Annotated in this window: 10 protein-coding genes; all 10 read right to left on the reverse strand. The window is 38.2% G+C overall.

Annotated features, from left to right (window positions below; genetic code table 11):
- Positions 1-27: 27 nt before the first annotated feature.
- The 10 genes from VQ00_RS07095 to VQ00_RS07135 all read right to left on the reverse strand — a co-directional run bounded on the left by VQ00_RS07095 (position 28) and on the right by VQ00_RS07135 (position 12,202).
- Positions 28-1,638, reverse strand: coding sequence for a xylulokinase (locus VQ00_RS07095; protein ID WP_046179465.1), 1,611 nt, complete (start codon positions 1,636-1,638; stop codon positions 28-30).
- Positions 1,639-1,706: 68 nt separating this feature from the next.
- On the reverse strand, positions 1,707-1,871 hold the full coding sequence (locus VQ00_RS18535) for a hypothetical protein (protein ID WP_156154006.1): 165 nt from the start codon (positions 1,869-1,871) through the stop codon (positions 1,707-1,709).
- Positions 1,872-1,877: 6 nt separating this feature from the next.
- The gene (araD, locus tag VQ00_RS07100; protein ID WP_046179466.1) at positions 1,878-2,570 is read right to left on the reverse strand and encodes an L-ribulose-5-phosphate 4-epimerase; all 693 of its coding nucleotides are present in this window, start codon (positions 2,568-2,570) and stop codon (positions 1,878-1,880) included.
- Between the two features lie 137 nt (positions 2,571-2,707).
- On the reverse strand, positions 2,708-3,838 hold the full coding sequence (locus VQ00_RS07105) for a GntR family transcriptional regulator (RefSeq protein WP_046179467.1): 1,131 nt from the start codon (positions 3,836-3,838) through the stop codon (positions 2,708-2,710).
- Positions 3,839-4,069: 231 nt separating this feature from the next.
- The gene (gene mmsB / locus VQ00_RS07110) at positions 4,070-5,233 is read right to left on the reverse strand and encodes a multiple monosaccharide ABC transporter permease (RefSeq protein WP_046179468.1); all 1,164 of its coding nucleotides are present in this window, start codon (positions 5,231-5,233) and stop codon (positions 4,070-4,072) included.
- Positions 5,234-5,238: 5 nt separating this feature from the next.
- Complete coding sequence (gene mmsA, locus VQ00_RS07115; RefSeq protein WP_046179469.1) at positions 5,239-6,768, reverse strand: multiple monosaccharide ABC transporter ATP-binding protein; 1,530 nt, start codon at positions 6,766-6,768, stop codon at positions 5,239-5,241.
- 86 nt (positions 6,769-6,854) lie between these two features.
- The gene (gene chvE, locus VQ00_RS07120) at positions 6,855-7,940 is read right to left on the reverse strand and encodes a multiple monosaccharide ABC transporter substrate-binding protein (RefSeq protein WP_046179470.1); all 1,086 of its coding nucleotides are present in this window, start codon (positions 7,938-7,940) and stop codon (positions 6,855-6,857) included.
- A 250-nt stretch (positions 7,941-8,190) separates the two neighbouring features.
- Positions 8,191-9,396, reverse strand: coding sequence for a response regulator transcription factor (locus VQ00_RS07125; RefSeq protein ID WP_046179471.1), 1,206 nt, complete (start codon positions 9,394-9,396; stop codon positions 8,191-8,193).
- Between the two features lie 6 nt (positions 9,397-9,402).
- On the reverse strand, positions 9,403-11,217 hold the full coding sequence (locus tag VQ00_RS07130) for a cache domain-containing sensor histidine kinase (protein WP_046179604.1): 1,815 nt from the start codon (positions 11,215-11,217) through the stop codon (positions 9,403-9,405).
- Complete coding sequence (locus tag VQ00_RS07135; RefSeq protein ID WP_046179472.1) at positions 11,207-12,202, reverse strand: substrate-binding domain-containing protein; 996 nt, start codon at positions 12,200-12,202, stop codon at positions 11,207-11,209. The genes VQ00_RS07130 and VQ00_RS07135 overlap by 11 nt, the downstream gene beginning before the upstream one ends.
- Between the last annotated feature and the right edge of the window lie 290 nt (positions 12,203-12,492).

The raw sequence follows: 12,492 nt of genomic DNA on the forward strand, positions 1-12,492 counted from the left end.
GTTCTAACAAAGCTGCTCTACCTTCTTCTAAATTATTAAACTATCAATAGCTGCTTGCTCGATTGTAAGTCCTTGTTTATAACGATTGATAAAGACTTCAAAGCCTTCAACATCTTTTTCGTCTGCATCTACTTTCACACCATCATTGTAAACAAATACCTTTTTATCAAGATATTCTTCCAATGATTCATTTTCTTCTCTATTGTTCATAAAGGATGCAAGCAAAGCAATCCCCCATGCACCGCCTTCACCAGCAGTTTCCATAACAGATACAGGCGCATTCATAGCTGCGGCCATTATCTTCTGTCCAGCACCTTTGGTCTTAAACAGACCTCCATGTCCCAATATTTTATCGATCTCAATATTTTCTTCATTTAACAGAATATCCATTCCGATTTTCAGAGCTCCAAGTGCTGAGAATAAATGTACGCGCATAAAGTTTGCAAGATTGAAATTACTTTCTGGTGAACGTACGAATAATGGCCGGCCTTCTCTCATCCCTGTAATATTCTCACCAGAATAATAGCCGTAAGACAATAGTCCTCCGCAATCCCTATCCCCTTCAAGAGCCTTATTGAATAAGATTTCAAATATTTTTTCTGTATTTACTTTACAACCCAGAACTTCTGAAAACTCACGGAAAAGCTTTATCCAAGCATTTATATCAGAGGAACAGTTATTCGCATGAACCATACCGACTAAACTTCCAGAAGGCGTGGTAACCAGATCGATTTCTGGATGAATCTTTTTCAATTCTTTTTCCAGCACGATCATAGCAAACACTGAAGTTCCTGCTGAAACATTTCCTGTACGTTCAGCAACGCTGTTGGTTGCGACCATACCAGTTCCTGCGTCGCCTTCTGGAGGACAAAGTGGAATGCCAGCTTGAAGGTTCCCGCTCACATCTAATAGCTTTGCTCCTTCTTCTGATAATTGCCCAGCTTCACCGCCAGCTAGTATAGCCTGTGGTAAAATCTCTTCTAATTCCCATGGATAATTCTTTTCACTGATCAAATCATCAAAATCTTGAATCATCCTTGTATCATAATTCTTTGTTTTCACATCAATTGGAAACATGCCGGAAGCATCTCCAACTCCTAAAACTTTTTTTCCAGATAACTTCCAGTGAATATAGCCAGCTAGTGTTGTGAAGAAATCAATATTTTCTACATGTTCTTCTTCATTTATAATTGCTTGATACAAATGAGCAATACTCCATCTTTGTGGGATATTATAATTGAAAAGCTCTGTTAATTTTTTTTCTGCTTGTTCAGTGATCGAATTCCTCCAGGTACGAAATGGAACCAACGACTCTCCATCTTTGTTAAACGCCATATAGCCGTGCATCATCGCACTAAAGCCAATTGCGCCAACCTTTTGAAGAGTTACACCATACTTTTCTTTCACTTCAGCTGCCATCTCTTGATAACTTATTTGCAGACCCTTCCAAATATCACCAAGAGAATATGTCCATATCCCCTCTTCCAAGCGATTCTCCCATTCGTAGCTTCCAGAAGCTATTGGTGAATGATCAGAATCGATCAAAACTGCCTTGATACGAGTAGAACCAAATTCAATACCTAAAGCTGTTCGACTGTTAGCGATATCAGCTTTTATTAGATCCAGCTTATTAGTCATTCAGCCACTTCCTTTTGATCAATAATTTATGATTCTTCATTATAATCTGCTCGATGCTGAAGCGCCCATTAATGGCCAAGCTTTACACTTGAACCTGGAAGCTCCTTATCAATGACGCCATGCCGGTAAGGTGTTACGTGGTCTGCGACTTCGCGTCCATCTTTTAATAACACAAGCACTGCACGTCCTGACTGCGTTCCATAGTCAACACCAATCGTATATTTTTCTGTCATATTGGTTTATCCTTTCTGCCCGTAATAGGCGTTCGCTCCGTGTTTCCGTAAATAATGCTTATCGAGTAAAAATTGATCAATCGGCTCAATACCTGCATTTAATTGGAAAGTATTTAAGCCCATTTTTGCGACTTCTTCTAAAACGACGGCGTTATGAACGGCTTCTTTCGGGTTTTTTCCCCAGTTAAACGGCGCATGTCCGTACACGAGAACACCTGGCAATGCCCGTGGATCAAGATTCATAAACGTTTCAACGATGACATTCCCTGTTTCCACTTCATAAGCCCGCTCAATTTCCTCTTTCGTAAGCGGACGGGTACATGGTACTTCACCATAATAATAGTCAGCGTGCGTTGTGCCGAGAGCCGGAATGGCACGTCCCGCCTGTGCCCAGCTCGTTGCCCACGGCGAATGCGTATGGACAACGCCGCCAATGCCGGAAAAATGCTTATATAAAATTAAGTGAGTGGCTGTGTCAGAAGACGGGTTTAAATGGCCTTCTATCAAATTCCCCTCCAGATCCACAACGACCATATCGTCTGCAGTCAGCTTGTCGTACGCCACACCGCTCGGTTTAATAACCACCAGCTGTTCTTTTTCATCGAAACCGCTTACATTCCCCCATGTAAAAGTCACGAGTCCGTATTCTGGGAGGGCAAGGTTCGCCTCTAAAACGTCTTGCTTTAATTGCTCCAGCATAAAAATCCTCCTCACTTCAACTTGTACGTATATTTAATCCTTAAAATAAATAATAGTATAATATGTACGTATAATCAATCATTATCACCACAAAATTAAAAATAACTTTTTCAGAGATAAAAAAGCTCATAAACAAGTTATTGTTTATGAGCTTCCGCCATCATTTTTACCGAAGACCGAATTCGAATATTCGGTTCGAACAAGATCGATTCCTGCTTTGTTTCTTTTTTGGCCGCCGAGCCTTTCTTTTCTTTAACGAGCTCCATAATAAGGCGAGCCGCCGTTTCTCCGAGGCCACTTTTCGGATGCTCGACAGTGGTCAGCTTTACTTCTGATACGTCCGCTAAAAACGAATCATCATATCCAACCATTGCGATATCGTCCGGCACACGAATGTTTTCGCTGCGTAAAATGTTCAGCAGGCTAAGCGCCATCTGGTCATTGTAACAAACGAGTGAATCCGGTACGTCTTTTTCCGGCAGCGCCAGCAATTCTTTTAATTCAAGAGCCGGTTTATCCGCTTTTTCTTCCGTGTAGTATGTAACAATATTTCGGGGTTCAATCGGAATGCCGTATTTCCGATGTGCTTTTAAAAATCCCTTCATTCGTTTCACACCTTGCAGGTCATCGGTTTTGAAAAAGCCGGCAATTTTTCGGTACCCTTGCTTAATTAAAAATTCCGTTTGCAAGAAACCGCCTTTTTCATCGTCCATGGCCACATAAAGTGGCTCGAGCTCATCATAATACGCATTGATCATGACATATGGGACGTTTTGCCGCTCTAAATTTAAATAATAATTAAGGTTTGGATTGCTGATGGCGCTTTTTGTCGGCTCTACAATGACTCCATCGAATGAACTTGATAATATCTTCTCAAGAATTTCCCGTTCTGTTTCGTGATTATTATTCGTGCTGAAAAGGGTCACATGGTATCCTTGTTCACTTAATACGGACTCTGCACCTCGAATAATAGAAGGGAAAATATAGTCTGAAATATACGTTGTAATAAGCGCGATGTTTTTTTGTGTACGTGTATCGGACGCTGAACCATTCGCCTGACGGTCGGCGCAAAACGTGCCGGCGCCCTGTTCACGGTAAAGCCATCCTTTGCTGACAAGGTCGCCGATTGCCAGCCGGACCGTGTGGCGGCTTACCCCAAACTCTTTCATCAGCTCACTCTCTGAGCTTATTTTTTGATGTGGCAAAAACGTGCCGTCTAATATGCGCGATTGGATTGCCTGCTTGACCATACTATGCTTTGTTTCCAATCGATCACCTCCTCCAAATCCCACTTATACGTATATATTATCATATTCGAAAACCAGACAAGCGGAATTGTGTACTAATTTTATTACAATACATAACAAAACATATTTTATAAACTCTATTAGTCTTTTTAGAAAATAAAAAAAGCTGTCCTATATTCAATAGGACAACCTTTTTAGAAAGTTTAATTACTACATTTTTCATGAAGATACATAATATATACAGTCCAGCAATTATAAAGCTTTATTTTTATTGTAAATGTCGAATGCAACAGCAGCTAAAAGAACAAGTCCTTTAATCGCCTGCTGCCAATCAATTCCCAAACCTATAATTGACATACCATTGTTCATTATTCCCATAACAAGCCCGCCGATAATGGCACCCGGCAACGTACCGATCCCACCATACGCTGAAGCTCCCCCAATAAAACATGCTGCAATGGCATCAAGCTCAAAAAGGTTGCCTGCTCTTGGTGTAGCCGCATTAAGACGAGCAGCAAAAATTAATCCTGATAGTGCAGAAAGAACGCCCATGTTAACAAAAACCAAGAAAGTGACCTTTTTTGTTTTAACACCCGACAATTGAGCAGCTTTTTCGTTCCCGCCAATTGCATAGATATGACGTCCAACGACTGTTTTTCTCATTACAAATGTATAAACGATAATTAATATACCTAAAATAATTAAAATATTTGGAATTCCTTCGTATAAAGCAAGAATATACGCAAATACATTTATAATTGCAAAAAATGCAATTAATTTTGTTATAAAAATACCTGACGGCGTCACTTCAAAACCATACTTCAATTGTGTTCTTCTATTTTTCACTTCATTAAAAATAAGAATAAGCGATAACAATAACCCAATTATTATGGTTAAAATATGCAGCGAACCACCTGCAGAAATATCTGGGATAAAGCCTGAACTCATTTTTTTGAAACTTTCAGGAAACGGCGCAATAGACTGCCCTTCAAGCACAATCATGGTTAATCCTCTGAATAATAACATTCCTGCCAGTGTAACAATAAATGCTGGAATTTTGACATATGCAATCCAAAAGCCTTGCCATGCACCAATTAAGGCGCCAATAAGCAAAGAAATAATAACAGCCAAAAATGTTGGCACATTATATGTTACCATCAGCATCCCTGAAATTGCTCCTACAAAAGCAGCGATGGACCCTACAGACAAGTCAATATGCCCTGTAATAATGACCAGCACCATGCCAATTGCCAAAACTAAAATATAGCTGTTCTGCAAAATGATATTCGTGATATTCAATGGTTCTAATAATATTCCATCTGTTAAAACTTGAAACAGCAACATGATAAAAACTAATGCAATAATCATACTGTATTGTCTCATGTTATTCCTAGCCATATTCATTAATGTCTGCATTCCACTTACCCCCTGCTCTTTGTCATATACTTCATTAAATTCTCTTGGGTGGCATCTTTTCTGTCAACTTCTCCGGTTATTCTGCCTTCGCTCATTACATACGTACGATCACAAATTCCGAGTATCTCAGGAAGTTCAGATGAAATAACTAAAACACCTTTTCCTTCATTCGCTAACTGATTAATGATTGTATAGATTTCGAATTTTGCTCCTACATCAATTCCGCGTGTGGGTTCATCTAAAATCAAAATCTCCGGACCAGAAAAAATCCATTTGCTTAGAACAACCTTTTGTTGATTGCCTCCACTTAAGTTTCCTACTATCTGCCAAACGCTTGGTGTTTTAATATTCAGTTTTTTCCGGAAACTTTCTGCTTCTATAATTTCTTGATTGTCATTAATAACATTATTTTTAGATATTTTCGGCAGGCTTGGGAGAGAGATATTCTTTCTGATGTCGTCCATTAAAATGAGACCATTTCCTTTTCGATCTTCTGACACGTAGGCAAGCCCGTTGCGAATAGCCTGACTCACATCATTCAGCTGTACTTCTTTTCCATTAATCTTGACAGTACCAGTAATTTTTTGTCCATACACTTTTCCGAAAATACTCATAGCCAGTTCAGTTCTTCCTGCACCCATCAAGCCAGCTATACCGACAATCTCGCCTTTTTTAATATGCAGATTGATATTATCAAGCATTTTCCGCTCTCTATGCTGCGGATGATACACATTCCAATCCTCTACTTCAAAAATCACATCACCAATCTTTGGTGTTCTTGATGGATACCGATTTGTCAAATCACGCCCTACCATTCCCTTGATAATTCGATCTTCATTAATATCACCTGAATGTACATCCAGCGTTTCGATAGTTTGGCCATCCCGTAAAATCGTTATGGAATCTGCTACTTTTATAATCTCATTTAATTTATGTGAAATAATGATTGCTGTCATTCCTTGATTTTTCAATTCAATAAGGAGATTCAACAAATTTTCACTGTCGTTTTCATTTAAAGCCGCTGTCGGTTCGTCCAGAATAAGTAACTTTACTTGTTTGGATAAAGCTTTCGCTATCTCAACCAATTGTTGTTTACCTACTCCAATATTGGAGATTAATGTGGTGGGGGATTCCGTCAATCCTACTTGAGAAAGAAGTTTCGTTGTTTTATGAATTGTTTCGTTCCAGTTGATGAAGCCTTTTGGCGCTTGCTCATTTCCTAAAAAGATGTTCTCTGCAATGGATAAATCCGGCACTAATGCTAATTCCTGATGAATAATGACAATACCTAAATCTTCACTTTGCTTAATGTTTTTGAATTCACATACATTGTTTTCAAATAAAATGTCACCTGTATAAGTACCGATTGGATACACGCCGCTTAATACTTTCATTAAAGTCGATTTTCCCGCGCCATTTTCACCCATAAGCGCGTGAATTTCTCCTTTTTTCACTTTTAAATTTACATTTTCGAGTGCTTTTACTCCAGGAAATTCTTTTGTAATACTTTTCATTTCCAACAAAATTTCAGACATGATAACACCACACTTTCAGTAATGTAACAGATGATTTAGCTATTACTTTCGAAAGAATCACTAAATCATCTGTTTTATTCATTCAATTATTTAAGGTCGTCTTCTGTCCAATACCCGCCATCGACGATTACTTCTTTGTAATTTTCAATATCAACAGATACCGGTTCTAGAAGATAAGATGGAACTACTTTCACGCCGTTGTCATAGGTTTTTTCATCATTCACTTCCGCTTCTTCGTCTTTTAATACAGCGTCTGCCATTTCAACGGCTTTTTTCGCAAGTTCACGTGTATCTTTAAAAACGGTTTGTGTTTGCTCACCGGCGATAATAGATTTGATTGATGCTAATTCAGCATCCTGTCCAGTAATAATTGGAAGCGGCTTATCCGCTGAACCGTAGCCTACGCCTTTGAGTGAAGAAATAATTCCAATACTAATTCCATCATATGGCGACAATACTGCATCTACATTGTCAGACGTATAACTTGCACTTAACAAGTTATCCATTCTCGCCTGCGCTGCAGCTCCGTCCCATCTTAATGTTGCAGCCTGGTCAAATGACGTCTGGCCGCTTTTAATAACCAGCTTCCCACTATCAATATATGGTTGAAGGATAGACATGGCACCATCAAAGAAGAAATAGGCATTATTATCATCTGGCGACCCGGCAAATAGTTCGATATTAAATGGACCTTTTCCATCTTTCAACCCTAATTTTTCTTCAATATAAGATCCTTGCAAAACACCTACTTGAAAGTTATCAAACGTTGCATAGTATGTTACGTGGTCGGTATTTTTAATTAAACGGTCATAGGCAATAACCTTAATTTCCTGATTGTTTGCTTTATCCAGCACATCTGTCAGCGCTTCACCATCAATGGAAGCGACAACTAGTACATCAACGCCTTTTGTAATCATGTTTTCGATTTGAGCAATTTGATTTTCTACTACATCTTCAGCGTATTGTAAATCCGTTTTGTAACCTAATGCTTCAAATTCTTTTACCATATTATCCCCATCAAGCACCCATCGCTCAGAGGACTTTGTTGGCATCGCAATTCCTACAAAACCAGCCTCGCCACTGCCGCCGCTACTATCTTCCTCACCGCCGCTGCATGCTGTCAGAACAAACATTAAGATTAATCCTAAAAAAATTGATAGCACTTTCTTCATACAGTTGCACCTTCCCCTTTTTATTTAGTTTTTTAGCCCAGGCCATTGTTCCCTGTCTATATGTGAAATATATCATCATTAACATTCAGAGTCTTTTCAATAAAACAACTCTTTTTATAAAAATTTAACTTTTTTTAAAGCGCTTTCATTTTTTATGCATATGATCTTATGGAAGATTCGCTATTTTTATTGTAAAATTTTTCCTTTTCATTTTTTGAGTATTAAAAAAGCATGCAGATAGATATGCATGCTAGTTTATCATCCCTTTTCGATATTGATTTGGTGAAACGCCTACTGCTTTTTTAAAAGCTGTACTAAAATAATGCTGCGATTCATATCCAACTTGTTCAGCAACTTCATTTATCTTTAAACTTGTTGAATTCAACAGCTTGATCGCTTTTGTCATTCTCGTTTTCGTGAGTAACGTGACAAATGTTGTGCCGAGCTCCTTTTTGATCATTCTGCTTAAATATACAGGTGATACTTGGAGCAATTGCGCCAGTGATTCTAAAGTCAAATCCTGGTCTGCATAATGTTCTCTAATATAACTTCTTGAACGACGTACTAACGGGGAAATTTTTGCTTCTTCAGAAACTTTATGCTTGCAGTGAACATAAGCAGCATTCAAATTATTTATGCCACCTGTGACTTCTTCTGAGTAAACCGTTGCGGCTACATTCAAATAGTCTTGAATCAATCTTTCCATGATTGAAAAAGATTTTTCTCCTGCTTTTTCCCAAATTAAAATAAATAACAAACCTGAACGATCGGTGAAACTTACATTTTGACAATCACCGAATACTTCCAAGATGATATTCATCGCAGCAGAAGCAAATATTTCTTTATCGTTTTCTTCCATAAGTGGCTGCTTGATTTGAAACTCCCAGCTTCGAACGGCCACCAGCAACTGCGGCATTTTAACTGGAAGACTCAAAAACTGAAGCTGTTCTTTTATTTCTTCTTCTGTAAGCCTTCCTTCGACCCACTCTTTACAAAAGCGGTCTTGGATGATCAGCTTGTTTTGGTCAATATAACTTGAAGCAATTTGTTTATGCTTTATTTCCTGAGAATGCTCCGCAATTTTTCTTTTTGTTTTTTCGATTACATTAGTTAAATTTTGGGGATTTACAGGTTTAAGCAAATAGTCATCAACATCCAGCCTTAGCGCCTCTTGTGCATAACTAAATTCATCATAGCCTGTTATAATTATCACTCTGCAATCAGAAAGGCTTTCACGAATATGTTTGACTACTGTTAATCCATTCATAATGGGCATATTTAAGTCAACTAATAAAATATCAATCTGATGCTGTAAAGCTAGTTCCAGCGCTTCTTCCCCATCCTCTGCTTCCGCAACCACCGTCATTTCATACTTCTCCCACTGTACTGCATCACGGATTCCTTCCCGAATATTTGGCTCATCGTCTGCAATCAATACTTTTAATGGTTGCTGCACAAATCCTCATCCCCCTTGTTTGATCGGAAGCACAATTTTAACGGTTGTTCCCTTTTCTGCTTCACTTTTAATTGATAATCCGTATGGAGAGCCATAAGTCAATTTGATTCTCGCCTGTACATTCATTACACCATAGCCGACTTTATTTAGCGTCTTTAACTCTTCCATGCTGTTAAATGCAATAGAAAGACTCTCATTTAGCTTCATTAACGTTTCTTCATTCATTCCTTTTCCATCATCCACAACGTGAAGAACCAGCCGCCCGTTTTGCTTTTCTCCATTAATCTCAATACAGCCGGGTCCTCTCCGTTCTTTTATGCCGTGATAAATGGCATTTTCAATAATCGGCTGAAGAATCAGCTTTATAACAGAAACATTCCTTAATGTAGGATCTATCATTATTTGATAATTCAATTTGTCCTGGTACCGTGCTTTTTGAATCTTCAAATAACTTTCAATATGTTCTATCTCCTTATCCAGCAAAATCATATCATCGCCCTTACTCAAGCCAATTCGAAATAATTGTGACAATGACTCGACTACTTCTGCCACATCACTTGCTCCTTTTTTGCGTGCCATCCAATTAATTGTATCCAGTGTATTGTACAAAAAATGCGGCTTAATATGAGCTTGCAGAGCCTGCAGTTCAGCTTCTTTTTTTTGGCGTGCCTGCAGCTCCGTCAAATCCAGCAAATTATTGATTTGCGCCAGCATGGTATTAAAGCTTCCTCCAAGCATCCCGATTTCATCTTTTCGATCTCCTTTGTAACGGATCGTTAAATTGCCAGATTCGGCTTCTTTCATAAAAGAATTCAATTGTCCGATTGGACGTGACATTGAGTAAGATAAATAATAGGAAGCACCTAGGCCTACTAAGCAAACAATAAATAAAAAGCTTATGACAAAAAAGTGAACTTGTTTCACTTCTGCTAAAGATTCACCGGCCTTAAATATCCCAATGGTTGTCCAGTCAGAAAACGAAGATTTTTGGTAAATAAAGTGCAGTTTTGTTCCATCTTCCTCTTTAGAAAAGGTACCTGATGAATGGCCTTGAAAAGAATTTGAAGAAATCTCATCTATTAAAGCGTTTTTTGGAGAATAAACCGTGTCATCTTCAGCATCCAAGACCATTAAATAACCAGATTTGCCTAATCGAATGTCTCTAATGACTTCCGATATGACTCTTAGCTTCAAGTCGATCAGCACAACCCCTGCAACCTTTTGAGTTCTAGGATCAAAAATGGCTCGAACACTTGAAATAACTTCTTCATCTTTATAATTAATGTGTGATGCAATATTTCTCTCACTTGGAGTCCCTATCACTTTAAAAATCCCTTTATTCTCAACCGCTTCTTGATACCAATTTTCTTCCGTTAAAGGGCGCTTATTTCGTGTGTAAAGCTCATTGCTAATATAATCGCCATCACTGTTTACCACTAATATTCCAGCAATTTCAGGCGTAATAGATGTAAACCCTTGTAAATATTGTTTAATTTGGTAATGATCTGTTTCAGTTCCAGCCAAGTACTCATTTATTTCCCGATTAAAAGAAATTAAATAGGAAATACTTTCCATGTTTTCAATGTAAGAATCAAACGATTTGTTAGCCTGTTCGATTAACTGAAACGTGTTTTCTGCTTCTTTCTTTTCAACAATTCGATCAACTGTTACACTAATCAAAACGCTCAGGGCAATTGCAGGCAAAATACTAATGACTAAGAGTAGGGCAATAAGCTTATAGCGAATCGCAAGGTCATTCACTTTAAACGCTCTTGCTTTTCCCACTAACTGTTTTATCTTTGCTTCATGCTTAGTTTGCATAAAATTCATCTACATTCATTTTTGTTACGACCGATGTTCCAGTGTCCGTATTCATCTTCGTTATGAATCTTGAATTTTCTGCATTATTGTTTAGATAAAATAAATGTTGAAGAGACCAGTACCCCATGTTCCATGTTCCTTGCACAATCGTAGCGGATATCGTGCCTTCTTTGATCATATCCAATGTTTCCTTGTCCGTATCAAAACTTATTATTTTAACTTCTTTGTCTTTATTAAGGTAACGAACTGCATCCCCTAAACCTGCTCCTCCATTCGCTTCCGTTGCAAAAATACCCTTTAAGTCCTCATGGCTTCTCAGTATATCTATTGCTGCCTGCCGGGAAACCAGTTGGTCTCCTTTGCCATCTTTTATTTCAACAATTTCAATTCCAGGATACTCACTTTTAAGCGTTTCTTGAAATCCTGTTGATCTATCTATATGATTTGATTGATTAGGCAAGGTCACAATCGCCACTTTTCCCTTGTTATTCAAAAGCTCAGCCATTTTATGCGCAGCTGTCACACCTGCTTGATAATTATTCGTTCCCAAAAAAGCATACGCTTTGCTGTCAGGAGAATCTGAATCAAATAACACAACAGGAATTCCGGAATCAACCGCCTTGTTTATCGTGTCATTCAGCTTTTCAGAATGGATGGCAGATAAAGCAATTCCCGCTGGCTTTTTTGCAATAGCTTCTTCCAGTACTATTAATTGTTCATTGACATCATACTTTGTCGCTCCTTGATACTCAATTGCGATGTTGAGAGACTCTGCTGCGTCCTCGGCACCCTTTAAAATTCCCTTCCAATAGTCCATGCCAACTTGAAAGGTAACGAATACATATCTTTCGTCTCCCCTGCCCTCATTTTGAACTTTATTTTCATTCATGCTGAAGTTTAATGGGAACGTTTGAGCTTGAAAATGATATACATAAAGCAGGAAGCTCCCAATTAAAATGCTGTATACGAACAAGAGTATTTTCATAGTTGAAACCCCTTTCATTTATATCATCACAAATTTATCGGTGTTTCTTACTTAGCATAATGACTTTGCTACTATTTTACAATCTATTTTAAACTAAAAAAGGAATAATTTCACACAAAAAACCCACCTATACGCACAAGTAACTTGTACGTATAGGTGGGTCAAAAATACAAAAAACTTTTTTTAAATAAAAACTCGTATTAGAAGGAACAAAAAATGGAGCTAGATAACTCGCCAAAAAACGGCTTCTCTTTTTCCGGTCATTGCAATGAAAAGTCCAGTACATCCGA

The sequence above is a fragment of the Domibacillus tundrae genome, assembly GCF_000970675.1.
GTDB lineage: Bacteria > Bacillota > Bacilli > Bacillales > Domibacillaceae > Domibacillus > Domibacillus tundrae.

What these genes read in the sequence shown, in the direction of transcription:
- VQ00_RS07095 (WP_046179465.1), bottom strand. Translation starts at nt 1,638, where the DNA reads ATGACTAATAAGCTGGATCTAATAAAAGCTGATATCGCTAACAGTCGA.
- VQ00_RS18535 (WP_156154006.1), bottom strand. Translation starts at nt 1,871, where the DNA reads ATGACAGAAAAATATACGATTGGTGTTGACTATGGAACGCAGTCAGGA.
- araD (WP_046179466.1), bottom strand. Translation starts at nt 2,570, where the DNA reads ATGCTGGAGCAATTAAAGCAAGACGTTTTAGAGGCGAACCTTGCCCTC.
- mmsB (WP_046179468.1), bottom strand. Translation starts at nt 5,233, where the DNA reads ATGCAGACATTAATGAATATGGCTAGGAATAACATGAGACAATACAGT.
- mmsA (WP_046179469.1), bottom strand. Translation starts at nt 6,768, where the DNA reads ATGTCTGAAATTTTGTTGGAAATGAAAAGTATTACAAAAGAATTTCCT.
- chvE (WP_046179470.1), bottom strand. Translation starts at nt 7,940, where the DNA reads ATGAAGAAAGTGCTATCAATTTTTTTAGGATTAATCTTAATGTTTGTT.
- VQ00_RS07130 (WP_046179604.1), bottom strand. Translation starts at nt 11,217, where the DNA reads ATGCAAACTAAGCATGAAGCAAAGATAAAACAGTTAGTGGGAAAAGCA.
- VQ00_RS07135 (WP_046179472.1), bottom strand. Translation starts at nt 12,202, where the DNA reads ATGAAAATACTCTTGTTCGTATACAGCATTTTAATTGGGAGCTTCCTG.